This window comes from Pseudalkalibacillus hwajinpoensis (assembly GCF_015234585.1).
Lineage (GTDB): Bacteria > Bacillota > Bacilli > Bacillales > Guptibacillaceae > Guptibacillus > Guptibacillus hwajinpoensis_B.
The window spans coordinates 1,606,247-1,632,598 of the sequence record NZ_JADFCM010000001.1; the positions used below are offsets into that span (position 1 = coordinate 1,606,247).

The 26,352-nt window shown below is 39.2% G+C and carries 29 protein-coding genes; 23 read left to right on the forward strand and 6 right to left on the reverse strand.

Annotated features, from left to right (window positions below):
* Positions 1-2 precede the first annotated feature (2 nt).
* The 14 genes from IQ283_RS07785 to IQ283_RS07850 all read left to right on the forward strand — a co-directional run bounded on the left by IQ283_RS07785 (position 3) and on the right by IQ283_RS07850 (position 13,824).
* A complete protein-coding gene (locus tag IQ283_RS07785) occupies positions 3-401 on the forward strand; it encodes a cytidine deaminase (RefSeq protein WP_194219516.1) in 399 nt (132 codons plus the stop codon).
* Positions 394-1,302 carry a GTPase Era gene (gene era, locus IQ283_RS07790; protein ID WP_194219517.1) on the forward strand — a complete coding sequence of 303 codons (909 nt, stop codon included), beginning with the start codon at positions 394-396 and terminating at the stop codon, positions 1,300-1,302. The genes IQ283_RS07785 and era overlap by 8 nt, the downstream gene beginning before the upstream one ends.
* 100 nt (positions 1,303-1,402) lie before the next feature.
* The gene (locus IQ283_RS07795) at positions 1,403-1,540 is read left to right on the forward strand and encodes a YqzL family protein (protein ID WP_194219518.1); all 138 of its coding nucleotides are present in this window, start codon (positions 1,403-1,405) and stop codon (positions 1,538-1,540) included.
* A gap of 39 nt (positions 1,541-1,579) precedes the next feature.
* Entirely contained in the window at positions 1,580-2,329 is a 750-nt protein-coding gene (gene recO / locus IQ283_RS07800) for a DNA repair protein RecO (RefSeq protein ID WP_194219652.1), read from the forward strand.
* Between the two features lie 205 nt (positions 2,330-2,534).
* A complete protein-coding gene (locus IQ283_RS07805; protein ID WP_276511807.1) occupies positions 2,535-3,176 on the forward strand; it encodes a helix-turn-helix transcriptional regulator in 642 nt (213 codons plus the stop codon).
* Between the two features lie 14 nt (positions 3,177-3,190).
* On the forward strand, positions 3,191-4,015 hold the full coding sequence (locus IQ283_RS07810; protein WP_194219519.1) for a pyruvate, water dikinase regulatory protein: 825 nt from the start codon (positions 3,191-3,193) through the stop codon (positions 4,013-4,015).
* Positions 4,016-4,393: 378 nt separating this feature from the next.
* Entirely contained in the window at positions 4,394-4,885 is a 492-nt protein-coding gene (locus IQ283_RS07815) for a YaiI/YqxD family protein (RefSeq protein ID WP_194219520.1), read from the forward strand.
* Between the two features lie 19 nt (positions 4,886-4,904).
* The gene (dnaG, locus tag IQ283_RS07820) at positions 4,905-6,725 is read left to right on the forward strand and encodes a DNA primase (protein ID WP_194219521.1); all 1,821 of its coding nucleotides are present in this window, start codon (positions 4,905-4,907) and stop codon (positions 6,723-6,725) included.
* 47 nt (positions 6,726-6,772) lie between these two features.
* Positions 6,773-7,888, forward strand: coding sequence for an RNA polymerase sigma factor RpoD (rpoD, locus tag IQ283_RS07825; protein WP_194219522.1), 1,116 nt, complete (start codon positions 6,773-6,775; stop codon positions 7,886-7,888).
* 366 nt (positions 7,889-8,254) lie between these two features.
* Entirely contained in the window at positions 8,255-9,394 is a 1,140-nt protein-coding gene (locus IQ283_RS07830; protein ID WP_194219523.1) for an acyl-CoA dehydrogenase family protein, read from the forward strand.
* A gap of 226 nt (positions 9,395-9,620) precedes the next feature.
* A complete protein-coding gene (locus IQ283_RS07835) occupies positions 9,621-11,276 on the forward strand; it encodes an AMP-binding protein (RefSeq protein WP_194219524.1) in 1,656 nt (551 codons plus the stop codon).
* Between the two features lie 215 nt (positions 11,277-11,491).
* Entirely contained in the window at positions 11,492-11,854 is a 363-nt protein-coding gene (gene cccA, locus IQ283_RS07840) for a cytochrome c550 (protein WP_194219525.1), read from the forward strand.
* A gap of 141 nt (positions 11,855-11,995) precedes the next feature.
* Entirely contained in the window at positions 11,996-12,706 is a 711-nt protein-coding gene (locus IQ283_RS07845; protein WP_194219654.1) for a tRNA (adenine(22)-N(1))-methyltransferase, read from the forward strand.
* Complete coding sequence (locus IQ283_RS07850; protein WP_194219526.1) at positions 12,703-13,824, forward strand: Nif3-like dinuclear metal center hexameric protein; 1,122 nt, start codon at positions 12,703-12,705, stop codon at positions 13,822-13,824. Before IQ283_RS07845 ends, IQ283_RS07850 begins: the two co-directional genes overlap by 4 nt.
* Before the next feature lie 35 nt (positions 13,825-13,859).
* Here the strand turns inward: IQ283_RS07850 and IQ283_RS07855 are convergent, their stop codons facing one another.
* Positions 13,860-14,804, reverse strand: coding sequence for a 4-hydroxy-3-methylbut-2-enyl diphosphate reductase (locus IQ283_RS07855; RefSeq protein WP_194219527.1), 945 nt, complete (start codon positions 14,802-14,804; stop codon positions 13,860-13,862).
* 93 nt (positions 14,805-14,897) lie between these two features.
* A complete protein-coding gene (vrrA, locus tag IQ283_RS07860; protein WP_194219528.1) occupies positions 14,898-15,506 on the reverse strand; it encodes a VrrA/YqfQ family protein in 609 nt (202 codons plus the stop codon).
* Positions 15,507-15,874: 368 nt separating this feature from the next.
* Between vrrA and IQ283_RS07865 the strand changes: the two genes are divergently transcribed.
* Positions 15,875-17,152, forward strand: coding sequence for a DEAD/DEAH box helicase (locus IQ283_RS07865; RefSeq protein ID WP_194219529.1), 1,278 nt, complete (start codon positions 15,875-15,877; stop codon positions 17,150-17,152).
* 151 nt (positions 17,153-17,303) lie between these two features.
* Complete coding sequence (locus IQ283_RS07870; RefSeq protein WP_194219530.1) at positions 17,304-18,197, forward strand: deoxyribonuclease IV; 894 nt, start codon at positions 17,304-17,306, stop codon at positions 18,195-18,197.
* Positions 18,198-18,223: 26 nt separating this feature from the next.
* Here the strand turns inward: IQ283_RS07870 and IQ283_RS07875 are convergent, their stop codons facing one another.
* The gene (locus IQ283_RS07875) at positions 18,224-18,484 is read right to left on the reverse strand and encodes a DUF2624 family protein (protein WP_194219531.1); all 261 of its coding nucleotides are present in this window, start codon (positions 18,482-18,484) and stop codon (positions 18,224-18,226) included.
* A gap of 205 nt (positions 18,485-18,689) precedes the next feature.
* Here IQ283_RS07875 and IQ283_RS07880 point away from each other — a divergent pair, with 205 nt between their 5' ends.
* The 5 genes from IQ283_RS07880 (at position 18,690) to IQ283_RS07900 (ending at position 22,751) form a co-directional block, all read left to right on the forward strand.
* On the forward strand, positions 18,690-19,556 hold the full coding sequence (locus IQ283_RS07880; RefSeq protein ID WP_194219532.1) for a YitT family protein: 867 nt from the start codon (positions 18,690-18,692) through the stop codon (positions 19,554-19,556).
* A gap of 79 nt (positions 19,557-19,635) precedes the next feature.
* Positions 19,636-20,436, forward strand: a complete 801-nt coding sequence (locus IQ283_RS07885; protein ID WP_242057268.1) for a lytic transglycosylase domain-containing protein — start codon at positions 19,636-19,638, stop codon at positions 20,434-20,436.
* Positions 20,437-20,694: 258 nt separating this feature from the next.
* Positions 20,695-21,471, forward strand: a complete 777-nt coding sequence (locus IQ283_RS07890; RefSeq protein WP_194219533.1) for a metal ABC transporter ATP-binding protein — start codon at positions 20,695-20,697, stop codon at positions 21,469-21,471.
* Positions 21,472-21,474: 3 nt separating this feature from the next.
* Positions 21,475-22,314 (forward strand): metal ABC transporter permease, encoded by an 840-nt coding sequence (locus IQ283_RS07895; RefSeq protein WP_194219534.1) that lies wholly within the window; start codon positions 21,475-21,477, stop codon positions 22,312-22,314.
* A gap of 17 nt (positions 22,315-22,331) precedes the next feature.
* Entirely contained in the window at positions 22,332-22,751 is a 420-nt protein-coding gene (locus tag IQ283_RS07900) for a Fur family transcriptional regulator (protein ID WP_194219535.1), read from the forward strand.
* 16 nt (positions 22,752-22,767) lie between these two features.
* Here the strand turns inward: IQ283_RS07900 and IQ283_RS07905 are convergent, their stop codons facing one another.
* On the reverse strand, positions 22,768-23,346 hold the full coding sequence (locus IQ283_RS07905; protein WP_194219536.1) for a hypothetical protein: 579 nt from the start codon (positions 23,344-23,346) through the stop codon (positions 22,768-22,770).
* 159 nt (positions 23,347-23,505) lie between these two features.
* Here IQ283_RS07905 and IQ283_RS07910 point away from each other — a divergent pair, with 159 nt between their 5' ends.
* On the forward strand, positions 23,506-23,913 hold the full coding sequence (locus IQ283_RS07910; RefSeq protein WP_226614328.1) for a hypothetical protein: 408 nt from the start codon (positions 23,506-23,508) through the stop codon (positions 23,911-23,913).
* Positions 23,914-23,984: 71 nt separating this feature from the next.
* Here IQ283_RS07910 and ispG read toward each other — a convergent pair whose 3' ends face one another.
* Together ispG and IQ283_RS07920 are read right to left on the reverse strand one after the other, a co-directional pair.
* Positions 23,985-25,103 (reverse strand): flavodoxin-dependent (E)-4-hydroxy-3-methylbut-2-enyl-diphosphate synthase, encoded by a 1,119-nt coding sequence (gene ispG, locus IQ283_RS07915; RefSeq protein WP_194219537.1) that lies wholly within the window; start codon positions 25,101-25,103, stop codon positions 23,985-23,987.
* Positions 25,104-25,242: 139 nt separating this feature from the next.
* Positions 25,243-25,578 carry a hypothetical protein gene (locus tag IQ283_RS07920; RefSeq protein WP_194219538.1) on the reverse strand — a complete coding sequence of 112 codons (336 nt, stop codon included), beginning with the start codon at positions 25,576-25,578 and terminating at the stop codon, positions 25,243-25,245.
* Positions 25,579-25,793: 215 nt separating this feature from the next.
* Here IQ283_RS07920 and IQ283_RS07925 point away from each other — a divergent pair.
* The coding region (locus IQ283_RS07925) for a DUF1002 domain-containing protein (protein WP_408962579.1) at positions 25,794-26,352 on the forward strand (559 nt) is incomplete at its 3' end.

The window sequence follows — 26,352 nt, forward strand, 5'->3', positions numbered from 1 at the left end:
TAATGGATAAGCAAATGTTGATTGATGAAGCTAAAAAGGCAAGAGAAATGGCTTACGTTCCCTATTCAAAATTCAAAGTAGGTGCAGCTCTTCTTTCTGAAGATGGCACAGTATTTGGTGGATGTAATATTGAGAACGCTGCATACAGCATGTGTAACTGTGCGGAGCGTACAGCCCTATTTAAAGCCTACTCAGAAGGTCATAAAGCATATAAAGCGATTGCAGTAGTTGCAGATACTAAAAGGCCAGTCCCACCTTGTGGTGCGTGTAGACAGGTGATATCTGAACTTTGTTCTCCAGATATGCAAGTTATCTTAACAAACTTAGATGGAAAAATACATGAATTAACCGTCAGCGATTTGCTTCCTGGCGCATTTTCACCGGAGGATTTGAATGAGTAAAGAAGTATTTAAGTCAGGATTTGTATCAATTGTTGGTAGACCAAATGTAGGGAAATCAACTTTGTTAAACGAAGTGATTGGCCAAAAAATTGCGATTATGAGTGATAAAGCCCAAACAACGCGCAACAAAGTTCAAGGCGTTTATACGAGAGATGATGCACAAGTTGTCTTTATCGATACGCCAGGGATTCATAAGCCAAAACATAAACTAGGCGACTTTATGATTAAAATGGCTCAAAGTTCATTAAATGAAGTCGATTTAATATTGTTCGTTATTAATGCTGAAGAAGGTTACGGAGCTGGGGATCAGTATATTATTGATCGCTTGCAGAATGTAGAAAGTCCAGTCTTCCTAGTCATTAATAAAATTGATCAAGTTCACCCTGATCAATTGTTCCCTATGATTAATTTTTATAAAGATAAATATTCATTTGCCGAAATCGTTCCGATTTCTGCTTTGCAAGGAAATAATGTGAATACACTTTTAGAGCAGGTAGTTGGCTATCTTGAAGAAGGGCCCCAATATTACCCAAGTGATCATGTGACCGATCACCCTGAACGATTTATTGTGGCAGAGCTTGTAAGGGAGAAAGTTCTTCATTTGACAAGAGAAGAAATCCCTCACTCAGTTACAGTTGTCACAGAACAAATGGTCAAACGTGAAGGTTCTGATGTCATTGATATTCATGTCACCGTCGTCGTAGAACGCTCTTCTCAAAAAGGCATTATCATCGGAAAACAGGGGAAAATGCTAAAAGAAGTAGGAAAGCGAGCAAGGCAAGATATTGAAGCCCTTCTTGGTTCACGTGTATTTATGGAGATTTGGGTGAAGGTAGTAAAGGATTGGCGAAACAAACCATCATCATTACGTGATTATGGTTACCGGGAAGATGACTATTAAGTGAAATTTTGTTAAATATTCCATCACATAAACCGACATATGTCAGGTCAAGCTAGAGGTAAGAGAAAAACTTTTTACAAAATGAAAGGTGGGATCTAAAGTGTTAGAGTTTACCTGGAAAATATTTTGTGAAACAGGAAACATTGATACTTATCTTCTTTTGAAGGAAATGGAAACACCGAGCGATGAAGAGGGAGAATCTCTTATCGATTTGGAAGAAGTAACTCGCCTCACTTGACCTTATGGAATGTTAACAGGAAACGGTTGGTGAATGTTCTTGTTAAAAAAGGTTGAAGGAATTGTGATTCGAACCGTAGACTATGGTGAAACAAATAAAATACTAACACTTTTTTCAAGAGAGACGGGTAAGGTTGGCGTTATGGCAAGAGGCGCAAAAAAACCTAAAAGCCGTCTTTCTGCTGTTTCTCAACTTTTTGTATATGGTCAGTATCTTTACCAGCATACATCCGGTCTTGGGGGACTGAATCAGGGGGAAATCATTGATTCATTTCGTTCCATTCGCAATGATCTTTTTCTTACCTCATATGCTGCTTATGCGGCAGAGCTTGTTGACAAATTAACAGAGGAACGAAAGCCTAACCCCTATTTATTTGAGATGCTCTATCAGGTGCTGCACGCGTTAGATGAAGAAAAAGACCCTGAAGTAGTGGTGTTTATATTCGAATTGAAAATGCTACGTGTTGCTGGAATAACCCCTCAACTGGATCGTTGTGCGAACTGCGGCCTTCCTGAAGGGAAATTCCACTTTTCAATTAATGAAGGTGGATTGCTATGTCACCGTTGTCTTTCAGTCGATCCTTATCATCTTCCAATGACAAAACGAACGGCAGAGCTTCTTCACCTGTTTGCCCACATTGATCTCGGAAGATTAGGAAATATTTCACTTAAAGATGAAACAAAAAAAGAGATTAGGCACATTCTTAATTTGTATTTTGACGCTTATTCGGGTCTTTACCTAAAGTCAAAACGATTTTTGGATCAGTTAGACAAATTCAAACTTGAGTAAAAAGTCTGCGGAGAGAGAATCCGGAGGCTTTTTATTTTCAATAGAGCTAAATCAACGATGTTCCATCATATAGCTTTTATTTACTTCACAATATCACTTAAAAAGTTTTTATGGCTTGATTTTTTCAAATACAGGCTTGATGCTTTCGTTCAAATGGTATAATCGTATATAATAATGAAAATACAGTATAACATTTTTAGTAAAGGTGGTGATTCTTATCCAACTGAATAATCGACAGGAAACAATCCTTCAGATCGTAAAAAACGAAGGACCTATTACAGGCGAGCATATTGCTGAAAAGCTTAGTTTGACTCGCGCAACGCTTAGACCTGATCTTGCTATCCTTACAATGGCAGGTTATCTTGACGCACGGCCAAGAGTTGGGTATTTTTATACAGGGAAAACAGGCTCACAACTTCTTACTGAGAAAATAAGAAAAATTAAAGTTGACGATTATAAGTCTATACCAGTAGTTGTCCAAGAGAACGCAAGCGTATATGATGCGATTTGCTCGATGTTTCTTGAGGATGTAGGTACGTTGTTTGTTGTAAATGAAATGGCTCATTTAGTCGGTGTTTTATCAAGAAAAGACCTATTAAGAGCTGCGCTCGGTAAGCAAGATCTTGGTAGTATTCCAGTAACAATTATTATGACAAGAATGCCTAACATTACTGTTTGCTCACGAGAAGATCTTTTAATTGAAGTGGCAAATCAGCTAATCGAAAAGCAAATAGATGCCTTGCCGATTGTAAAAGATGTAGAGAACGGCATTGAGGTTATCGGGAGAATTACGAAAACAAATATTACCAGAGCTCTTGTAGATCTGGCTAAGGATGAAATTATTTAGCTTAGGAGGTTTATATGACAAATACAACAAATCGTGCAATTGTGTATGTTATTTCAGACTCGGTTGGTGAAACGGCAGAGCTTGTCGTAAAGGCGGCAGCAAGTCAGTTTGACCCTACCGATTTCGATGTTAGAAGAGTTCCCTATGTAGAGGACACGGCTACAATACATGAAGTGATGACACTTGCAAAAGAAACGAAAGCGATCGTAGCGTTTACCCTAGTGGTGCCTGAATTGAGAAAATTCCTTCTTGATGTCGCGTCAAAAGAAAATATTCAGGCTGTTGATATTATTGGTCCTATGATTGATCATATGCAAGAAGTTATTGGTAAAGCTCCGCGCAATGAGCCTGGACTTGTACATAAGCTCGATGAAGATTATTTTCGCCGAGTAGAAGCAATTGAGTTTGCTGTTAAATATGATGATGGGAGAGACCCACGAGGAATTGCACTGGCAGACATTGTTCTTGTGGGAGTTTCAAGAACATCGAAAACACCGCTATCTCAATACTTAGCTCATAAAAGGTTGAAGGTGGCTAATGTGCCGATTGTTCCTGAGGTCGACCCACCTGAAGAACTATTTACTGTTGGTGAAGGTAAATGCTATGCCCTTAAAATAAGCCCCGAGAAATTAAACAATATACGCAAAGAAAGACTAATTGCTCTTGGATTAAATGCCGAAGCGAGCTATGCAAATATGACGAGAATTAAAGACGAGCTTGAATATTTTGATACGATTATTAATAAGATGAATTGTCAAGTGATCGATGTTTCTAATCGAGCTGTAGAAGAAACAGCTAATTTAATTCTTAGCTTACATAAAGGGAAGCATACTTCTTAAAAAAGCTTGAATAGAATGATTGATTTCTTCTATATTTTCCGCGAAAGCTATGTTAGCTAATATTGTTGATATCTCGCCTTTCAGCTATGCTGAAAAGTCACCTTGTGATGACCTATCATGAATATAGCTTGAAAAATCAAAGAATCACACCATCATCGGATTGAATTTGGTCACGATGATGGCGTTTTTTTATCGTTTTTACCTGTTCAATTTAATATTTTTAGTATATAATCAAATATTGTCAATAAAATTTGTCTATAATCATATAAGAAGGCTTTAATAAGATTCTTAAACTATTGGGGCTTGAACTAAAATTCTGAAAGTTAAAACATAAATTTCAAAAGAAGGATAACTCAGGGAGATGTAGAATACAGAATTATGACGAAAAAGAAACTGACGCTTTTTGTCGATGCAGATGCATGTCCTGTTCTAATTAAGGAAGAAATGATGTCTTTTCAACAAGCTTTATCAGAAACCGAAATCGTTTTTGTGGCATCGTATGCTCATATGAGCACGACGTTCCGTGAAGCGAGGTGGGTTATGGTAGACTCTGAAAAGGAAGAAGCTGATCTCTACATCCATCGTCATGCTAAGAAAGGTGATTTAGCTGTAACTCAAGACTATGGACTAGCAAGTATACTCCTTCCAAAGGGTGTTTTTGTCCTTTCTCCAAGAGGAAAAAGATACACTGAAGAGAACATTTCTACTCTTCTACATACGCGTTATTTAGCATCGAAAAGTAGAAGAGCGGGTAAGCATACAAAAGGTCCGCGAAAGTTTACGAGTGAAGATCGAGATGAGTTTCGGAAAGAATTAATTAAAATTTTGTCGAATTATGAAGGAGTTTATTTCTATTTGTCGAAATTATAGAACCTGTTGGTGATAATTAATGAGTGGCAGAATCCCGGAAGAGAAAATTGAAGCGATTCGCAAATCCACCGATATCGTTGATGTGATTAGTGATTATGTCCAACTGAAGAAACAAGGAAGGAATTTCTTCGGTCTTTGCCCTTTTCATGGAGAGAGTACTCCTTCATTTTCAGTAGCTCCCGATAAGCAAATATATCATTGTTTTGGTTGTGGCGCTGGTGGTAATGCATTTTCATTTTTAATGGAAATAGAAGGATACAACTTCATAGAAGCTGTTGAAGCACTTGGACAGAAATCAGGGATAGAACTACCTGAAGTTCAAGACAATCAAAATAGTAATCCAAAGACAACATCTGAGAATGAGGTCATCTATAAGGCTCATGATTTTCTAGCTAAGCTTTATAATCATTGCATGGTTAAGACGCCAGAAGGTGAAAAAGCTCGTGATTACCTGAGCGAGCGAGGCTTTACAAATGAAATGATTGAGAAGTTCCAACTTGGCTTTGCCCCTGATTCGTGGGATTATGCAACGGGATATTTGGAGAAGAGAAACTATCCTATAGCAAAAATTGCAAATGCTGGACTTCTTGCAAAAAGGGAGTTTGATGGGAAATATTTTGATCGTTTTCGCAATCGTATTATGTTCCCAATATGGGATCCAAAAGGAAGACCGGTCGCATTTGGAGGCAGAATATTAGGTGAAGGTGAACCGAAATATTTGAATAGCCCTGAAACAAAATTGTTTCAGAAAGGGAAGTTTTTGTATGGTTTTCATCTTACCCGCTCTTCTATCCGCTTAAAAGACCAGGCTATCCTTTTAGAAGGTTACGTGGATGTGATTACAGCGTACGGGAATGGGGTACAAAACGTTGTAGCGAGTCTAGGGACAGCATTAACCAAAGATCAGGCTAAACTTCTACGAAGACAGACAGAATCAGTGGTGATTTGTTATGACTCAGATAAGGCGGGGATTAATGCTGCTACAAGAGCAGCGGATGAATTAGTCGAAGCCGGTTGCTATGTAAGAATCGCAAAAATGCCAAACGGACTTGATCCCGATGACTATATCCGAACATACGGTGCAGAACGGTTTGAAAAGGATGTAATAGGGGCAGCGTCAACAGTAATGGCTTTTAAAATGGAAGTTTTTCGATCAGGAAAAAACCTATCGGATGAAGGAGAACGAATCCGCTACATCGAAGAAGTACTTAAAGAAATTAGCGGACTTTCAAACGCTGTCGAAAGAGACCATTATCTTAGACAACTATCGGAAGAATTCTCACTTTCACTCGATGCTCTAAAGCAGCAAGTTACCCAGTTTTATAAAGAGGGCAAGAAAAGTAAGGATAATGCTCCTCCTAAAAGGGATAATAATGCTAGGAAAAATTTCTATGTGAAGAAAAAGCTCCTACCTGCTTTCCAGAATTCAGAGCGAATCTTACTTGCATATATGATGCGAGATCTGGATGTTGCAGAAAAAGTGCAGGAAGAGGTTGGCGGTTCGTTTAATATTGACGAGCATAGTGCGATCGCTGCATATCTGTATAGCTTTTATGCTAACGGCCATGAGGCGGACATTAGTCAATTCATGGAGCAGCTTACTGATCCTAACCTTGTCAAAATTGCTTCTGAACTGGCCATGATGGATTTAAATGAAGACGTGTCGGATAAAGAACTTCATGATTATATTCGGCAGGTGTTAAATTATCCAGAATGGATAAAGATAGAAGAGAGAGAAAAAGAGAAAAAAGAAGCGGAAATGAAGCAAGACTTTGTCCAGGCAGCTAAGATCGCTATGGAAATTCTTGAAATGAAGAAGAACTTAAAAAATTCATTTTAAGAAATTAACTATTTTTATTGTTGAGATGTATGGAAGGAGGGGATCGAATGGCTGAAAAACCAACTCGCCAGCCGGCGGAAGGTGAATTAACCATCGATCAAGTGAAAGAGCAGTTAGTAGAGCTTGGAAAGAAAACAAGCTTAATTACTTACTCTACGATCGTAGAACGGTTGTCCCCGTTTGAACAGGATTCCGATCAAATGGATGAATTCTTTGAATATCTAGAGGAACAAGGTGTAGAAGTCATCGAAGATAGTACTGAAAACCCTTCGCCTCAAGAAGTGAATAAGGAAGAAGAATTTGATCTTAATGACTTAAGTGTTCCTCCGGGTGTCAAAATAAATGATCCCGTTCGTATGTACCTTAAAGAGATTGGCCGAGTAGACCTTCTTTCTGCAAAGGAAGAGATTAGTCTAGCACAACGTATTGAAGAAGGTGACGAAGAAGCAAAACGTCGTCTTGCTGAAGCAAACCTTCGACTTGTTGTTAGTATTGCGAAGCGTTACGTTGGTCGTGGGATGCTTTTCCTTGATTTAATCCAGGAAGGAAATATGGGCCTTATTAAAGCAGTTGAGAAATTTGATTACCGTAAAGGTTACAAATTTAGTACTTATGCCACGTGGTGGATCCGTCAAGCTATCACTCGCGCAATTGCAGACCAGGCTAGAACGATTCGTATTCCAGTTCATATGGTTGAAACAATCAATAAATTGATTCGTGTGCAGCGCCAGCTTCTTCAGGATCTTGGCCGTGAACCTGCTCCTGAAGAAATTGGTAAGGAAATGGACCTTTCTCCTGAAAAAGTCCGTGAAATTCTTAAGATAGCTCAAGAACCAGTATCTTTAGAAACGCCTATTGGGGAAGAAGACGATTCCCACCTCGGAGACTTTATTGAAGATCAAGATGCATTGGCACCATCCGATGCTGCAGCTTATGAACTACTCAAGGAACAGCTTGAAGACGTACTAGATACGCTGACTGATCGAGAGGAAAATGTTCTTAGACTGCGTTTCGGACTTGATGATGGACGTACAAGAACCCTAGAAGAAGTAGGTCGCGTCTTTGGAGTTACACGTGAGCGAATTCGCCAAATCGAAGCGAAAGCACTTCGCAAGCTCCGTCATCCAAGTAGAAGCAAACGACTCAAAGATTTTCTTGAATAGAATGGATCACTCTCTGTCTGCTCATGCAGTCAGAGAGTTTTTTTATGGCTTAATGAATCACATTCTTACCATATGTGAAAACGGTTTAGTTAAAAACTCTTTTTTATCGTTAGTGGAACGGATTAATAAAGAATACAATTCCTGTCATTTATTTTACTGATTTTTCTTTCGTTTTGCAAATGCCGCTTTTTGTAAAAAAAGCGTTAACGCCCGTTGTAGTAGGCTTCTCAAAATAGTTTGGCAAAAAAATAATATATAAAATTATTTTTATATTCTAAAATGTTGAAAAAGTAGCAATCAAAGGAGATAATGAAATGTAAGCGCATTCACATTATTGGATTTTTATTTACAGGAGGTTATTTGTTCATGAACTTTGACTTAACGAAAGAACAAAAAATGATTCAGAAAATGATTCGAGAATTTGCTGACGAAAAAGTGGCGCCAGGTGCCGAACAACGCGATAAAGAGAAAAGGTTTCCAAAAGAGATATTTCAACAGCTTGGTGACTTGGGGATTATGGGGCTTCCATTTCCAGAAGAATATGGAGGAGGCGGTGCAGATACCGTCAGCTTTGCAATCGTAGTAGAGGAATTGAGTCGTGCGTGTGGTTCAACTGGAATTACATACTCGGCGCACGTATCACTCGGAGGAGCACCGCTGAACTTATTTGGTACTGAAGAACAAAAGCAGAAATATCTTGCGCCAATCTGTTCCGGTGAGTCATTAGGAGCCTTTGGTTTAACAGAACCTAATGCTGGTTCTGACGCAGGTGGGACCGAGACTGAAGCCGTACTGAAAGATGGAGAATGGGTAATTAATGGAAGCAAATGTTATATAACGAATGCTTCGTATGCTGATCATCTTGCATTAACCGCTATTACTGATCGTAAGGATGGTAATAAAGAAATTAGTGCAATCATTGCGCCTACTTCTGCACCAGGATTTAGAGTAGTTGATAACTATGAGAAGCTTGGACTTCATTCTTCAAACACAACGGAACTTGTAATGGAAGACGTGAGAGTACCAGAAGAAAATCTGCTGGGGAAACGCGGCGATGGCTTTAGACAGTTTCTTATTACTCTTGATGGTGGTCGAATTGGAATAGGTGCTATGGGAGTAGGGATTGCTCAGGCAGCTTATGAGAAGGCGTTACAGTATGCTAATGAGCGTAAGCAGTTTGGTCGTGCGATTTCACGCTTCCAGGCGATTCAATTTAAGCTAGCGGATATGGCGATGAAAATTGAATTAGCGAGAACGATGGTATATAAAGCAGCCTGGTTGAAAGATCAAGGGAAGAAATTCACGAAAGAAGCTTCTATTTGTAAGCTCTATGCTTCAGAAATTTGTATGGAAGTTTGTGATCAAGCTGTTCAGATTCATGGAGGAAATGGATATATGCGCGATTATCACGTTGAGCGTTATTTTAGAGATGCAAAACTACTTGAAATTGGAGAAGGTACTTCAGAAATCCAAAGAATGGTTATTGCTCGAGAAATTGGTTGTTAAACTGAACGAGCGCTCGATTAGTTGTTACTCTTGAAGTTTCTCTATTATTGTCTTTTTCATAACATGAATTTATTAGTGAACCCCATTAACTAGTTAGTTTTGGTTCAAGTCGTAAAGGGGCCAAAACCAACACTGATTATTAACTAAGCAAATACCCATGGTCCAGAAGAGAAGAAGATGATCTCTTTATCTCTTCTGGATTCTTAATGATGATAGGAGTGTTACTATGACGAAATTGCTTCATGAGACGATCGGATCGATGCTCGAAAGACAAGTGGATCAGTTTGGTAATAAAGAAGCTGTCGTCTACTCAAAAGAAAAAATTCGTTACACGTTTGAAGAGTTCAATAATGAAGTGAACAGAGTTGCTAAAGCGTTGCTAGGGTTGGGTGTTACTAAAGGAGAGAACGTAGCAGTTTGGGCTACGAATGTACCGGAATGGTTACTTTTGCAATTTGCCACTGCAAAAGTGGGGGCGGTTCTTGTCACGATTAATACGAATTACCAATCATCAGAGTTAGAATATGTCCTAAAGCAGTCAGAATCCACTCGTCTCTTTTTAATTGATGGCTTCAAAGGCACTTCTTATCCTGAGGTTTTCTTGCAACTTCAAAAAAGCAATGATCAACTGACTGTTGGGAAATGTGCGATAGCTGGTCTTCCATATTTGAAAGATGTTATTTATATTGGAACAGAAGAACGTTCTTCGTTCATGAAGTGGCGAGATTTTCTCAAGGGAAGCGTATCGGTGACGGATAAAGCATTAGAAATGAGAAATGGAGAACTTGATCCAGACGATGTCATTAATATGCAGTATACGTCAGGAACGACCGGCTTTCCAAAAGGAGTGATGCTCACTCATAATAATATTCTCAATAATGGCTTCCAGATTGGCCAATGCATGGAGCTCACTCATAATGACCGACTTTGTATTCCTGTTCCATTTTTCCACTGTTTTGGTTGTGTGCTCGGAACTTTAGCGGCTTTTTCTGCAGGAGCGACGATCTTTCCGATCATTGAGTTTGAACCAGAACTGGTACTAAGAACTGTGGAGAAAGAAAGATGTACAGCACTTCATGGTGTACCAACGATGTTCATTTCCGAACTCAGTCTTGCTGAATTTGAATCCTATAATCTAAGCTCGTTAAGGACTGGCATAATGGCTGGAAGCCCATGTCCGATAGAAGTGATGAAAAACGTCATGAAAAGAATGAATATGGTAGAAATAACAATAGCTTATGGACAGACTGAAGCTTCACCAGTAATTACCCAAACAAGAACCAATGATCCCCTCGAGTATAGAGTTAATACAGTGGGAAGAGCCTTACCAGGTGTCGAAGTGAAGATAGTTGATCCCGTATCAGGCCTCGAGGTTCCATCTGGCGAAGCTGGTGAGCTATGCACGAGAGGGTATCACGTGATGAGAGGGTACTACAACATGCCTGAGGCTACGAATCAAGTGATTGATGAAGAAGGATGGCTTCATACTGGAGATATCGCTAAAATGGACTCAGAGGGCTATGTAGAGATTACAGGACGTTTGAAAGATATGATTATACGCGGGGGAGAGAATGTTTACCCCAGGGAGATTGAAGAATTTCTGTATTCCCATCCGTCTGTTCAGGACGTTCAGGTTATTGGAGTACCAGATGAGAAATACGGTGAAAAGGTAGTAGCATGCATTCAATTAAAAGAAAAAGGAGCAGTTAATGCTTCCGATATTCTTTTATACTGTAAAGGTAAAATTGCAAGATATAAAGTACCTGCACACGTCTTCTTTGTAGATGAGTATCCAATGACAGCTTCGGGGAAAATACAAAAATACAAGTTACGTGAATCAGCAGTTGAATGGGCAAACCTTAATTCAGAAATATCCAAATAAAAATAATTGTTGGCATCAGTGATTGTGCTGATGCCGTTTGTTTTATTAGAAAAATTTGCTATGATAAGTATAGAGTGAAATCAATGACAAATATGTGATTTGCCTCGCTTCCCCTTTTCTTTCATAGCGTTTTCAAGTAAAATAAGTTATGATTTGTTTACTCTTACATAATTGGGGAAAACGATATCAGCGAATCGGTACAAGGAGGAAAAGAAATGAAAAAGAATCCGCTTATTCCATTTGCATGGACAGCAGTTATCGGATTAATTCTCATTATTGGTGTTTCTTTCTGGGCATTGCAACAGGGCGGCGAAGAAAGTGCTGAAGGTGAAGGCGAGAAGCAAGAACAAGCTGAAGCAGCAGCACCAGAAGACATTTACGCTCAGAACTGTGCTTCCTGTCATGGCGGTGATCTAGGCGGCCAGGTTGGACCAGCTCTAAATGCTGTTGGCGGAAAGTACTCCAAAGATGAAATTCTCGACATTATTAATAATGGTAAAGGTTCGGGAATGCCAGCTGGAGTTATTCAGGGAGAACAAGCTGAAGCAGTAGCTCAGTGGTTATCTGAGAAAAAATAAGAAGGAAAAAAGCTTTCTGTGAGAACAGGAGGCTTTTCTATTTGTATGTCAATTAACCTTTACGGAATGCAAATTCTTGTTAGCTTGCATGCAGAGAGGGTAAACTATAGAGAAGAAAACTGGATAAGTAGTGGTGAAAAAATGAACGATAAATTATTATCTGAACGTTTGAAAATGGTTGCGAATTTTGTTCCAGAGGGAAGTAGTGTGGCTGATATTGGATCTGATCATGCCTATTTGCCATGTTATTTGATGAATCATCAACGTATTACTATGGCGATTGCCGGAGAAGTGAACGAGGGTCCATACCAATCGGCTATCAAGCAAGTTAAGCGAAGCGGATTCACCAATGAAATAACAGTACGTAAGGGAAATGGCCTTGAAGTCATCTCGCCTGGAGAAGTGGATGTGATTACAATCGCAGGAATGGGAGGACAACTCATACGGGATATCTTGCTAGGCGGAGTAGAGAAGCTAGAAAATGTGAAGCGGCTAATCTTACAACCTAATGTTGCGGCACATCTTTTACGTGAACGACTTGCGGATTTGAACTGGGAACTTGTCGATGAACGGATTCTTGAGGAAGATGATAAAATTTACGAAGTCCTTGTATTTGATGCTGGCAATGGAAAGCAACCCTACGCTGGAATGGATGGCAAAGAACTTCAAAAAAATTTACTTGCAGGCCCCTTTCTCCTAAAGGATAGAAATGAAGCGTTTATGAAAAAATGGCAGATTGAATTAAAGAAAAGAGAACGGATCTTACAGTCTCTTACAAATACAGAAGGTGTTTCTGACAAAGAAGCGCAGGTAACGAATGAGCGTGACATCATTAAGGAGGTACTCTCATGAGCAAGATAGCTTCAGCTCAGGCGATTATTCAAGAATTTGAGGCCTGGTCAAAAAAGAAGTATGCCGAAAATGGAGATCCAATTGGATTGCAAATCGGAAGCTTAAACAAAAAGGTTAAAAAGGTAATGACCGCGCTTGATGTTCTTCCCAACGTGGTAGACGAAGCGGTTCGAGAAGGGGTAGATTTAATTATTGCCCATCACCCCATTCTTTTCCGTCCTCTTAAGAAAATCAATTTGGATACAGAACAGGGGAAAATGGTTGAGAAGCTAATTAAAAATGACATCACTGTTTACGCGGCACATACAAATTTAGATGTTGCACCTGGTGGTGTGAATGATATGCTCGCGGATGCATTAGGACTACAAGAAACGAGCGTTCTTGTTGAAACATTTCAACGAGAACTAAAGAAAATAGCTATATTCGTTCCAATTACACATCAGGAACAAATTAGAACAGCTCTTTCGAAATCAGGAGCAGGGTTTATAGGCGAATATAGTGATTGTACATTTACTTCTCAAGGAACTGGCCGATTCAAGCCCACAGTTCAAGCGCAGCCATTTATTGGTGAATCAGGAGAGTTAGAAGCTGTTCAAGAGGTGAAAATTGAAAGCATTTTTCATGCAGATCAACAAGCGAAGGTTTTAAATGCTGTTAAAAAGGCGCATCCTTATGAAGAAGTAGCTTACGATATTTATCCTTTAGAAAATGAACCAGAAAAGCTTGGGCTGGGAAGAATAGGTCATCTTGATGCAGAAATGACATTAGAAGATTTTGCTGGTTTCGTGAAAGAGAAGCTTGGCGCAAGTGGTGTTAGAATTGTAGGCGATCTTACTTCTAAAATAAAAAAAGTTGCTGTGTTAGGTGGAGACGGTAATAAATTTATTAGTGCAGCTCGATTTAGTGGAGCAGATGTATTTGTATCAGGTGATATTTATTACCATGTAGCTCACGATGCTATGATGGAAGGGCTCCAAATTATTGATGCAGGCCATAATATTGAAAAGATTATGATTGAGGGTGTACGGGAAAAATTGCAGGCTTTTGTAGAAGAGAAAAATTTTGATACGGTTATTATGTCTTCACAAGAAATAACGGACCCCTTTCAGTTTAGATAAACAAAAATCCCGCCTAAAAGTAGGCGGGATTTTTGTTATTTTTTCACTTTCACTTTAGGGAGAATTTTAGAAGAAGGAACGCTTAGCTCACGAGTCCACGTTTCTTCGTTGTCAGGATCATATTGATCAAGAAAACGTATCACTTCTTTTGTAATCGGAGTTGGTGTAGAAGCACCTGCAGTTACTCCAACTGTTTCAACACCTTCAAGCCATTCAAGCTTTAATTCAGAAATATCCGCAATCCGATAGGCTGGTGTGCCAGCAACTTCAATGGAAACTTGGGCAAGTCTATTAGAGTTGTTACTCTTAGGATCTCCAACTACAAGAACTAAGTCAGTATCACCTGCTTGTTGGGCTACGGCTTCCTGACGAACTTGAGTGGCATTACAAATTTCATTATGAATAACCGCATGTGGATAACGTTCCATTGCTTTTTCCATAATTTCTTGAACGTCCCACTGACTCATGGTCGTCTGATTTGTAATAATGATGTTATCACAATCGATTTCAAGTTCATCAACTTCTTCAGGCTTTTCAACAAGATGCACAATGTCAGGAGCAATCCCCATCGCACCTTCAGGCTCAGGATGGCCTTTTTTGCCAATATAAATGACGTGATAGCCCTCTTTTTGTTTTTCGCGAATTAAATCATGTGTCACTGTTACATCTGGACAGGTAGCGTCAAGTACAGTAAGGCCCTTTTTCTCCGCTAGCTCTCGAACCTGAGGTGAAACACCATGAGCAGTGAAAATGACAGTTCCTGATTCTACTTTTTCGAGAATTTCCATCCGATTTGGTCCATCAAGTGTAATGATACCATCATCTTCAAATGCATCTGTCACGTGTTTATTATGAACGATCATCCCGAGAATAAAGATCGGGCGCGGTAATGTTTTATCTAATGCAGCATTTCGTGCAATTACCATAGCATCGACAACACCATAGCAATAACCTCTTGGCGAAATTTTAGTTACTTTCATCGAGTACCTCCTCAACCCAAATACGGATTGTTGTATAACTGATCTTACTTAATTATAAAGGAGATTCCGAGATAACTCAATGAATCACGATGTTCATACATAGAGTTTCGGCTTAGACTTGATACTGATTTCATTTGAGCTTGTCGTTTTTGTTTTTTTCTTGGCTTTTACCCCTGTGGGCTTCTTAGTTGTTTTTTTCTTTGGAGTTTTTTTCTGCTTTTTCGGTTTTGCTTCGACTTCATCCACTGTTTCATCCTCTTCACTTGACCCTGAAGACTTCTGATATTCCTTAAACAAAGCAATCATTTCTGGGAGCTGCTTAACCATTGGACCGTATTGTTGCACCATTGGTTTAATTGTATCAGCAGCCTGCATCACTTTTTGAACATTTTGGATCATTCCCATCATATCCATGCCACCCTGTCCGGCACCCGGAAGGATTCTAGAGAGCATGCCGGCTTGTTGGGGTAAACCTGGGATGGTACCTCGTTGCATGGCTGGAAATGCTCCTGGAGGAGTCGGGAGTCCCTGACTTCCTTGAGGAGCGCCTCCTCCTAAAAACCTGGATAGCAGACCGCCGCCACCTCCTGTTTGCTGAGGCTGTGTAAATCCTGGCCCAGGACCTTGAAACCCTCCTCCGGAAAATGGAAAGCCCATACCTGGACCCGGACCACTTTGAGGGGAGGGAGGAAATTGATTCATGTCTTACCCTCCTTATGATAACTTGACCATAATAAGCTCTTGGTATTAATAAGGTATGCCGCAAAAATAGAAGGTGTGAGAATAGAGATTAATGGGCAATACAAGTAATGAGAAGTTTTATGAAGTGAAATTAGTTAGGGAATCGCTTTACTTATTATAATGGTGTTCTACGATTCAACCTTAAAGTTTTCTGTTGTTCTTGTTCGGTGACTATTGTAAACGTGTTGCGAAATTGAAAAACGATCACTTTCACCGAATTTATGGCTTTCTAAAATAAATAAGATGATCGCTCTTTCCTTAACGTATGGCGCTTTGAGCAAAAATGTTCTATAATACAAGTTGGATTAATGGATGGAGGAACAATAATAATGAAACACTTTGATAGATTAGGGCTTAAGCCTTTTTTAGTTGATGCTCTAGAAGCTCAGAAATTCAACAGACCAACCGAAATACAGGAGAGACTGGTCCCAGCGATACGCAATGGTGACAGTGCGATCGGACAATCGCAAACAGGATCAGGCAAAACGCTTGCTTTCTTACTCCCACTTATTCATCGAATTGATAGTGGATTAAATGAATGTCAGGCTGTTATTACAGCGCCTACGAGAGAATTGGCCGATCAAATTTACAACGAATCGTTAAAATTGATCTCTACGCTTCCTGAAGAAGAGGCAATTTCTATTAAAAAGGCTGTAGGTGGAACTGATCGTAAACGTATGATTAGTCGTATGAAAAACACACCTCATATTGTCATTGGAACTCCGGGGCGTATTAAGGATCTTGTCGAAGAGCAGGCGCTAAGCGTTTTTCCTGCAACGATGCTTGTTGTTGATGAAGCGGACCAAATGTTGGACATGGGATTCATTGAAGATGTAGACTATATCGCATCTCGAATGGCTAAACAATTACAAATGCTTGTGTTCTCTGCAACTATTCCAAAGAGCTTGCAGCCATTTTTGAAAAAGTACATGGACAATCCTAAATTTGTAGAAGTGAATGCAGAACAAGTGACGGCTGATAAAGTAGAGAACATTTTTATTCCTGCGCGATATAAGGAGAAGAAAGAGCTACTTTTGAATGTGACTAAGGCAATTAATCCTTATCTTGCTCTTGTCTTTACTAACACTAAACAAACGGCAGATGAAGTGGCTGACTTCCTTATTGAAAATGGCCATAACGTTGAAAGACTTCATGGTGGTGTTCAAGCACGTCAGCGTAAACAAATCATGAAGAAAATCCAGGAAGCTGAATGTCAGTATGTAGTCGCAACTGACCTTGCTTCAAGAGGGATCGACATTAAGGGCGTTTCACACGTGATTAACTTCGAACTACCAAAAGATCTTGATTTCTATATTCACCGAGTAGGACGTACAGCAAGAGCGGGTCACGATGGAATAGCTTATACACTGGCAGAACCATCTGATCAACAAGCTATACAAAAGCTTTCTTCAAAAGGCATTAGCATCGAATACAAAGAAATTAAAAATGGTGAGTGGGTAGAAGCGAAGCCCGTAACTCCAAGAAAAAAGCCTACCTCATCAAAACCTGAGGTTTTTGTACCTAAGCCTAAGAAAGTAAAGCCAGGCTATAAAAAGAAAATGCAGCAGGAAAGAGATCGTATTCAGCAAAAGCGCGGTCGGAAATAATTCAAAACCCTCTTATGACAGAGGGTTTTTGTCTGCTTAATCATATGAGAGAGCATGTGTTAAGTATACTTTTTCAATCGACATGATTAGATGGCAGGTTAGCAAAAAGATATAATAAAATGATGAAGTGAAAAGGAAAGGATTGAAGATAATGTTGAAAATAGGCTCACACGTTTCAATGAGCGGTGATAAAATGCTTCTCGGAGCAAGCGAAGAAGCTGTTTCATATGGCGCTACAACTTTTATGATTTACACGGGTGCACCTCAGAATACGAGGCGTAAAGCGATTGAAAAGCTTAATATTGATAAAGGTTCGGCCCATATGAAAGAGCATGGTATCAGTGACATCGTTGTCCATGCGCCATACATTATTAATATCGGAAACACTACAAAACCTGAAACCTTTCAGCTCGGAGTCGATTTTCTCAGATCTGAAATAGAGCGTACACATGCTCTTGGTGCTCGCCAAATCGTGCTCCACCCTGGTGCTCATGTAGGTGCTGGGGCAGATAAAGGAATTCAGAAAATTATCGAAGGATTAAATGAGGTGCTAACAGCCGATCAAGAAGTTCAAATCGCTCTTGAAACAATGGCCGGTAAGGGTTCTGAGTGCGGAAGGAGCTTCGAAGAACTAGCTCAAATCATTGATGGTGTTACACATAATGAAAAGTTATCCGTTTGTTTTGATACTTGCCATACGCACGATGCAGGTTATGATATTGTTCATGACTTTGACGGAGTTCTAAATGAATTCGACCGAATGATCGGAGTGGATCGGTTAAAGGTGCTTCACGTGAATGATAGTAAAAATGAGCGTGGTGCGTCTAAAGACCGTCATGAAAATATTGGGTTTGGTCACATTGGCTTTGATGCACTTAATAAAGTGATTCATCATCCTCAATTGAAGGATGTTCCGAAGATCTTAGAAACGCCTTATGTAGGAGAAGACAAAAAAAATAAGAAGGCGCCTTATAAATTAGAGATTGAAATGCTTCGAAATCAAAAGTTTGATGAAGATTTAAAAAGTAAACTAATGTCTGTCTAACAAAAAACCGCTTAAGCGGTTTTTTGTTATTGGGTAAGAAAAGAGAGAATTAACTTGTTTACGCGTGACGCAACCGAAGGACTAACTTCACGACTAATTTTCATTAATATACGTTTTCGTTGCGTTTGGTTAGCAATATCAATATTTTCTTGTTTTAAAATTTGCACAATTTTCTTTGCATCTGTTGCTGAAAGTGTAATACCATATTGGTTAGATAGTTGAAGCAATTCCTCTGTTGTAATACGATTCAATTTGAAATTTACAAGTTGAAGCTGTATTGGATTCATCACGATGCCCCCTTTGCCTATCTCATACTATGCACACAGTTCACGATGGTGTTCGCTAATAGAACATTCTAAACTTTTAGGATCAGGTTATTTTTTTATCGTTTTCTTGACTTTTGACTCATGACATGTCGTGAATGAGCCAATAGACAATCATGCTCATTAAAATAGGCTTCAAAGAAATAAGAGACATACTTTGGAGGGTCCCATGGAGAAAAAACAGCATAGGAAAGAAAGTAAAACGCATTTAATTTATAGACTTTTTATGATTATGATTGGCGCTTTTCTCGCTGCCGCAGCCATTGAATTATTTTTAGTTCCAAATCAGTTGATTGACGGTGGAATTATAGGGATATCCCTTATTTTAGATCACCTCACAGCATTTAATTTTGCTATTCTGGTTGTCGTGTTAAATCTTCCATTTATGTATTATGGTTATAAGCAAATTGGTAAGACGTTTGCCTTTTCAACATTATTCGGGATTATCGGGCTTGCTACATTTGAAACCTTTCTTCACCATACAGATCCATTTACAACGGAACCTATTCTTGGTACGGTTTTCGGCGGATTGACATTAGGACTAGGCGTTGGATTGGTGATTAGACATGGCGGTTCAATGGATGGAACTGAAATATTAGGGATTTTGTTAACGAAAAAAATTCCTTTTTCAATTGGCGAGTTTGTTATGTTTACAAACATATTTATTTTTACGTGGGCTGGATTTGTTTTCAGTTGGGAGAATGCGATGTATTCTGTAATGGCGTATTATATCGCTTTTAAGACAATTGATACGGTGATTCAAGGTCTTGATGAAACGAAAGCTGTATTGATTGTCTCGGATTTATACGAGGAAATTTCGAATGCTATTTTAGATCGACTTGGTAGAGGAACGACAAAACTCATTGGTAAAGGTGGTTATACTGACGAGGAGAAAGAAGTTATATATGTAGTTATAACAAGGTTAGAGGTAACGAAACTAAAAAGTGTGATTTACGACATTGACCCTCATGCATTTATTACAATTATGAATACTCAAGAAACAAGAGGGGCGAAATTCAAATCTCCAATTCATTAGACTTCCTATACCAGGGGTCTTTTTTCTTATGGAATTGTAATGATTTATGAGCAAAATAGTAGAAAGGTTTGAGAAAAAGATGATAGGGTATTACCTTAACTGGTGCTCTTCAGCTTTATTAATACCAGTTGAAAAGGAGTGCAACACTATTAATTTTATTCAAAACAACATCAAAAAACCTCTGTCTATGATCACTGTAATTGTTCTAACACTTGTTCTAGCACTAGTCCTTGTACAATCTCATCTATTTAATGAGCAGGTGGCCGATGCTGAAACAACTGTCGGTGAATTGGATCAGAAATCATCCCAGAATGATCAGATGAAAACACAGACAGCTATTAGTAAATTAGAAAAAGAAACGGGTTACTCACTTGACCCAAACTCAGTAAGTGTAGAAGAGTGGAAGCAGGCAAAAGCTTACTCTGAACAGTTCTATCAAGATAGTGAGGGGAAGTTTAGTAAGAAGTGGGGATTGTTCTTAACGTATCAGGCTATGAAAGAAGATATTGATCCTACAATCGTTTATGAGCTTCTGAAAGTTGAGACAGGAAATACGTTTGACCCTGAACTCATTGGGCCAAAAACAAAGTATGGGCATGCTTATGGGATGGCTCAATTCATGACAAATACGGCTCCATGGATTGCCGATATGGCGGAGATTGATTATTCAGAGGACAAGCTATTTGACCCTTATTTTTCAATAACACTTTCCGTCACCTATCTTGATTATCTTTATGAAAAATATGAGAATTGGGATGAAGCTCTGACAGCTTATAACCGAGGCATCGGCGGATTGAAGGCTTATGTAGCAGAAAAAGGAACACCGAAAAGTAGCTATTCAGAAGAGATTCAGGAGATGGCTAGCCTTCATGAAATGTAAACACAGCTTAAAAGCACCTTCGTTTCTTTCTCCGAAGAAGCGTAAAGATGGCCACAGCTTTCAAGTCTGAAAGCTGTGGCCATTTAATGTTATTGAGGAACTTCCTATCCGATTTATGACCAATCAAATTACGGGGGGTGCGACTACAATAAGTTATCTGAGATAGAATATCATCAAGGAAATTTACAAATGTTCATCATGTAAGGTATACTACATAATGTAAATCGTAATGATTCTTATAGATGGAAGGTTTTATTTATGGCAACTTCTCAAAATATCATTGATCTTCAGAATATCTCTTTTCATTATGGGGATGGATATGTTCTTGAAGACATTACTTTTTCTATTCCTAGTGGAGCCTTTGTAGGACTTGTAGGTCCGAATGGTTCAGGTAAATCAACTTTAATTAAAATCATATTTGGACTATTGAAGCCTCAAAAGGGACAAGTGAATATATTCGGCAAGAAGATGAATAAGTTTCATGAGTGGAGCAAAATCGGTTATGTCTCTCAGAAAGCAAATAGTTTTAATTCAGGATTTCCTGCTTCTGTATTTGAAGTCGTTTCAATGGGATTAGCGAGTAAACTTGGGTTATTCAAATTTATGAAAGCAACGCATCGAAAAGCAGTTATGGAGGCCCTCAAACAAGTAGGAATGAGTGATTATGCATCAAGTAATATTGGAGAACTTTCTGGTGGACAGCAGCAGAGAGTGTTTATTGCAAGAGCGCTTGTCAGTAAACCAGAAATTCTTATTCTTGATGAACCTACGGTGGGGGTAGATGCTAATTCAACGAGTGATTTCTATGAACTTCTTGGTAAGCTTAATCAGGAGAATGGCATTACCTTGCTTCTTGTCACACATGATATCGGAACGATTACGGATAAAGTAACGCACGTGGCATGTTTGAATAAAACCCTTCACTTTCATGGTGAAACAAATGAATTTGAACAGTTTAATGATCGTGAACTATCTGGATTTTATGGCCATCATGTTCACGTTCTAAGTCACGACCATGATCACGGAGGCATTTAGAAAATGATAGAAGCTTTATGGAAATTTGAGTTTTTGCAAAACGCTTTTTTGGCTGGCATATTAATTGGAATTATTGCGCCGCTACTTGGAGTGTTTATTGTTGTTAGAAGACAGGCGTTAATAGCGGATGCTTTATCACATATTACTTTGGCAGGAATAGCTGCTAGTTTACTTCTAGGTAAGTATTTTACATTCTGGCAGGGCGTTAATCCTGTTTATATGGGAATGGGATTTTCAGCAGCGGGTTCGTTATTTATTGAGCAACTGCGAAAAGTGTACAAGCATTTTGAAGAGCTAGCGATCCCCATTACTTTATCTGGGGGGATTGGACTTGGGGTCGTATTCTTATCATTAGCAGATGGATTCAATTCTGATCTATTTAATTATTTATTCGGAAGCGTCATTGCCATTAGTCGAAGTGACTTAATGGCTGTGGCAGTGATAACGATTATTGTCGTACTTGTTGTGATTTTATTATACAAAGAACTATTTTTTCTCTCATTCGATGAAGAGCAAGCAATCGTATCAGGCGTTAGAGGAAAGTGGATTCATTTCATTTTCATTTTACTTGTCGCGTTCGTGATTGCCGTTTCGATGCAGATTGTAGGTGTACTACTCGTTTCGGCGCTTATGACGCTTCCTGTTGCTGCAAGTATTCGAATAGCTAGAGGATTTAAGCAAACAATCGCATACTCCATTATTTTGGGAGAAGTTGCGGTGCTTGGTGGACTGGTTCTGGCATATTATCTAGATATTGCCCCGGGTGGAACAATTGTTATTCTATCAGCATTGATCTTGTTGTTCGTTCTTCTATTCAAAAGATTAAAACAGTGGAAATCTTAACATAATGAGGTGGATATATGAATGTCTCTACAGCATTGCGTATTTTAAAGGATGAAGGTTATAAATACACTGAAAAACGGGAGGATCTCGTCACTCTTTTCGCCAAAGAAAAGAGATACCTTTCAGCAAGAGATGTGCTGAACCATATGCAAGAAAGCTATCCTGGAATGAGTGTTGATACGATTTACAGAAACTTAACTCTGTTTGCGGATTTAACGATATTAGAGGAGACAGAATGGAACGGTGAAAAACGCTATCGTCTTAGCTGTTCAACGAAAACGCATCATCATCATCTCATTTGTCTGGATTGCGGTAAAACTCGCCAAATAGAATCCTGTCCAATGGAGAACATTCCAGTAGGGGACTCTGAGTTTGAAGTAACAGGACATAAATTTGAAGTGTACGGTCGCTGTGGTGCATGTCAGGCGCACGCCTAAAAGCGGAAGAGCATAATTATGCTCTTCCGCTTTTATTATGGTGTTTAAGCCACTGTTGAGCTTCTGGCCAGGTTTCCAATCGAGATACATTAGAAGGCACTGTTCCTTGGTTGTATGGAGTGTCAAAAAGGATCACTGGGATCTCACATTCCTCTGCAATCGCACATGCATTATCGTATTTATCCTCAAAAAAAACGTCAACGCTATGTTCTTTAATGGAATCAATTTTATCGTGTTTTCCAATAAGTTCGATGTGATGATAAGGGACGGCATTTGATGTAAACCAGTCTTTTGTTGTGTTGAGTAAATGATCCCCTCTTGCACTAATGTAGAAAAGTTCATAATCCACTTTCCATTCTTCTAGGATAGGATGAGCTTGATCCGCGATAAGGGCATTTGCGTAAATTTTTTCTTCATTTGTTTTTAACCACTCAAAAAACTCTTTTTGAGGAATGCCGAGAAGGTTAGCAAGATTGTACTGAGTGATATCATGTAATGATAATTGTTTATTAAATGATGAATTTAAATAAGGAAGAAAGGTTTTAGGACTTGTTACAGTGCCATCAATATCAAGTCCGAGTCTTTTGATCGTCATAATAAAACTCCTTTTTGATTTGCTCTCTTTTCATCATATCATAGAAAAGAAAGGCAATAAGAAGGAGTTGGGATTATCTTACTGATTGAACGAACATATTCTTACACTCACTGACAAATACTAATCATGCTCCACAACAAGGTAAAGTGAGGGATGTATATGACAGAAGACAGACATGATGACGATCTGGACTTTATCGAGGAGCGCGAAGTTCGCAGCGAATCGGAAGAGGAATATCTTGAGGAAGCTGCAGCTGAAGTAGCCCCTGGTGTATTAGACCGTCCTTATTTACAGTCGCCTGAAAATGAACGTCCAACTGCTGAGGAGCATCATGAACACTTTGAAGCTAAAAGACAGGAACAGGATCGAACAGGAGTGGGAGTGGGTGTAGCTGCTCTTGCTTTATCGGTTATTTCCTTGTTCATACTTCCCGTCATTCTTGGAGCAGCGGGAATCGTCGTAGGATTTGTTGCTAGGAGAAAGGGACTAACAACGCTCGGATCATGGGCGATTGGTGTTGGTGCCGCTTCAATGATCATCAGCTTATTCTTCGCACCGTTCTTTTAGTTGAAAACCTTAATAGAAAAGCCAGGCACTTTAAAAGTGCCTGGCTTTTCTTCTTTGATCAAGAAAAAGAATTAAGAGTTAGCTTCAGCTTTCTCTTTTTCTTCTGCCATTTTCTTGTAATGTTCTTCTGCTATTTTGTCGACTTCTTTTTTCAACTCTTCTACCATGGTTTCCTCAGGAACTTTACGGATAATTTCACCATGTCGGAAGAGGAGACCTTCACCACGTGCACCTGCAATACCGATATCAGCTTCACGCGCTTCACCTGGACCATTCACTGCACATCCAAGCACGGCTACTTTAATAGGTGCTTTGATTGTTGAAATGTACTCTTCCACTTCATTTGCAATTGAAATAAGGTCAATTTCGATACGACCACAAGTTGGACAAGAAATTAATGTGGCTGCATTCGCTGCAAGTCCAAATGATTTAAGAAGCTCTCTAGCTACTTTTACTTCTTCAACCGGATCCGCACTAAGAGAAATACGTGCCGTATTTCCGATTCCTTTTGAAAGAATAACACCAAGACCGGCTGCGCTTTTAACTGTACCTGCAAATAGAGTGCCTGACTCTGTAATTCCGAGATGCAGTGGGTAATTAAAAGAACGTGCTGCCAGTTCATATGCTTCAGTTGCAAGGTTAACATCGGAAGCTTTCATGGAGACGATGATATCGTAGAAATCAAGGTCTTCAAGAATTTTGATATGGTGGAGGGCACTTTCTAGCATTCCCTCAGCTGTAGGATAGCCGTATTTTTCAAGGATTTTTCGCTCAAGTGAACCAGCATTAACGCCAATGCGAATCGGAATGCCTTTTGCTTTGGCAGCTTTTACGACAGCTTCCACTTTTTCGCGACGTCCAATATTACCAGGGTTAATACGTATCTTGTCTGCTCCACCTTCAATGGCTTTTAGTGCTAGCTTATAATTAAAGTGAATATCAACGACAAGAGGGATATTAATCCTCTTTTTGATTTCAGGGATTGCATCTGCTGCCCTGTCATCTGGACAAGCTACTCGTACAATCTGACAACCAGCTTCTTCAAGACGATTGATTTCAGCAACTGTTGCTTCCACATCGTGAGTTTTGGTTGTTGTCATACTTTGAATAATAACTTCATCGTTACCGCCTATTGTTAAAGGACCTACTTTAACAGGTCTAGTTTGACTACGGTGGGTAATTTCATTCATGCGAAAATCGCTCCTTTTACATGTAGGATTGCTTACCTCATGATTTAGATCGCTTTTATATACTCCCTTGTAGGGAATAAGACTCATCTGTAATACTATCCCATTGTAGCAACTTTAGAGAGCTATTGACAAGAAATAATCATTGAGCAGATGTTTGGTCATAAGTTGGTATCCTATATTCTTCCCCGATTTGTATAAGAGTTGGATGAATTTTATTTAATGTTTCAAAATCGTGAACGACCGTTTCAATCGGAACCGGTATTGAGCCGTTCGCTTTTTCTACTAAAGAAAGAACAGTATCGCCAGCATTTATTTTATAAACCACATAGGGAGAGTTTTTTTCAGGTGAACCCACTTCGACTGCTTCTGATACTTCTGAAATAGCTCTGTTATTTGTAAGAGTTCCTGTTGTTAAATCATAATAAGTTGTATGAAGGACAAGCAGAAATAGGGAACTTAACAATAGTTTTCGCATCTCTCGCAACTCCTTCAGAATGATTTCCTTTGTACTACGATATGCTTGTCCTTCCATGATATGACAGATTTCCTAGTGAATTATCTTTTCTTTCGATCGAGTGTCGAGTAGAATACTAAGAGATGGGGAGATTAACTGAGTTACTCTTCATTAGAGCCTCACGTTAAAAGGAGACCAAAAACATGCTTAAAAAAGGATTGCCGTTTTTATTGTCGATGGTGTTAATGATGTCTATTATTCCTATGGTGGCAAAAGCGGATGCGAGCGTCGGGGATGTCATCGTTACACTTGGTGAAGATCTATCTGAAGAGCAAAAACAGAAGCTAGTTGATGAAATGGAAGCTCCGGAAAATGCAATGACGGTAACGGTATCAAATGAAGAAGAGCATAAATATCTTGGGAATTATATAAGTAAAGCGCTGATCGGTACCCGTGCCTTATCTTCTTCTTCCATAACCATTGGTGAAAAAGATGCTGGTTTAAGCGTTGAAACAAAAAATATTAATTGGGTAACAGATGAAATGTACGCAAATGCTTTAATAACAGCTGGAGTAAAAGATGCTGATGTTTATGTGACAGCACCAATGGAGGTTTCAGGTACGGCTGCATTAACTGGTTTAATCAAAGCTTATGAGTTAAGCACAGATGAAGTGATACCTGAGGAGCAAAAACAAGTAGCAAATGAAGAGCTTGTCACTACTGCAAAATTGAGCGATAGTATTGGTGCAGATAAAGCAACGGAGCTAATGACTAAGATTAAGGATGAAATTGCTA

Excerpts from the sequence above, each read along its gene's own strand:
- IQ283_RS07785 (WP_194219516.1), top strand. The coding sequence starts at position 3 with ATGGATAAGCAAATGTTGATTGATGAAGCTAAAAAGGCAAGAGAAATG.
- era (WP_194219517.1), top strand. The coding sequence starts at position 394 with ATGAGTAAAGAAGTATTTAAGTCAGGATTTGTATCAATTGTTGGTAGA.
- IQ283_RS07810 (WP_194219519.1), top strand. The coding sequence starts at position 3,191 with ATGACAAATACAACAAATCGTGCAATTGTGTATGTTATTTCAGACTCG.
- IQ283_RS07815 (WP_194219520.1), top strand. The coding sequence starts at position 4,394 with ATGACGAAAAAGAAACTGACGCTTTTTGTCGATGCAGATGCATGTCCT.
- dnaG (WP_194219521.1), top strand. The coding sequence starts at position 4,905 with ATGAGTGGCAGAATCCCGGAAGAGAAAATTGAAGCGATTCGCAAATCC.
- rpoD (WP_194219522.1), top strand. The coding sequence starts at position 6,773 with ATGGCTGAAAAACCAACTCGCCAGCCGGCGGAAGGTGAATTAACCATC.
- IQ283_RS07830 (WP_194219523.1), top strand. The coding sequence starts at position 8,255 with ATGAACTTTGACTTAACGAAAGAACAAAAAATGATTCAGAAAATGATT.
- IQ283_RS07835 (WP_194219524.1), top strand. The coding sequence starts at position 9,621 with ATGACGAAATTGCTTCATGAGACGATCGGATCGATGCTCGAAAGACAA.
- cccA (WP_194219525.1), top strand. The coding sequence starts at position 11,492 with ATGAAAAAGAATCCGCTTATTCCATTTGCATGGACAGCAGTTATCGGA.
- IQ283_RS07845 (WP_194219654.1), top strand. The coding sequence starts at position 11,996 with ATGAACGATAAATTATTATCTGAACGTTTGAAAATGGTTGCGAATTTT.
- IQ283_RS07850 (WP_194219526.1), top strand. The coding sequence starts at position 12,703 with ATGAGCAAGATAGCTTCAGCTCAGGCGATTATTCAAGAATTTGAGGCC.
- IQ283_RS07855 (WP_194219527.1), bottom strand. The coding sequence starts at position 14,804 with ATGAAAGTAACTAAAATTTCGCCAAGAGGTTATTGCTATGGTGTTGTC.
- vrrA (WP_194219528.1), bottom strand. The coding sequence starts at position 15,506 with ATGAATCAATTTCCTCCCTCCCCTCAAAGTGGTCCGGGTCCAGGTATG.
- IQ283_RS07865 (WP_194219529.1), top strand. The coding sequence starts at position 15,875 with ATGAAACACTTTGATAGATTAGGGCTTAAGCCTTTTTTAGTTGATGCT.
- IQ283_RS07870 (WP_194219530.1), top strand. The coding sequence starts at position 17,304 with ATGTTGAAAATAGGCTCACACGTTTCAATGAGCGGTGATAAAATGCTT.
- IQ283_RS07875 (WP_194219531.1), bottom strand. The coding sequence starts at position 18,484 with ATGAATCCAATACAGCTTCAACTTGTAAATTTCAAATTGAATCGTATT.
- IQ283_RS07880 (WP_194219532.1), top strand. The coding sequence starts at position 18,690 with ATGGAGAAAAAACAGCATAGGAAAGAAAGTAAAACGCATTTAATTTAT.
- IQ283_RS07885 (WP_242057268.1), top strand. The coding sequence starts at position 19,636 with ATGATAGGGTATTACCTTAACTGGTGCTCTTCAGCTTTATTAATACCA.
- IQ283_RS07890 (WP_194219533.1), top strand. The coding sequence starts at position 20,695 with ATGGCAACTTCTCAAAATATCATTGATCTTCAGAATATCTCTTTTCAT.
- IQ283_RS07895 (WP_194219534.1), top strand. The coding sequence starts at position 21,475 with ATGATAGAAGCTTTATGGAAATTTGAGTTTTTGCAAAACGCTTTTTTG.
- IQ283_RS07900 (WP_194219535.1), top strand. The coding sequence starts at position 22,332 with ATGAATGTCTCTACAGCATTGCGTATTTTAAAGGATGAAGGTTATAAA.
- IQ283_RS07905 (WP_194219536.1), bottom strand. The coding sequence starts at position 23,346 with ATGACGATCAAAAGACTCGGACTTGATATTGATGGCACTGTAACAAGT.
- IQ283_RS07910 (WP_226614328.1), top strand. The coding sequence starts at position 23,506 with ATGACAGAAGACAGACATGATGACGATCTGGACTTTATCGAGGAGCGC.
- ispG (WP_194219537.1), bottom strand. The coding sequence starts at position 25,103 with ATGAATGAAATTACCCACCGTAGTCAAACTAGACCTGTTAAAGTAGGT.
- IQ283_RS07920 (WP_194219538.1), bottom strand. The coding sequence starts at position 25,578 with ATGCGAAAACTATTGTTAAGTTCCCTATTTCTGCTTGTCCTTCATACA.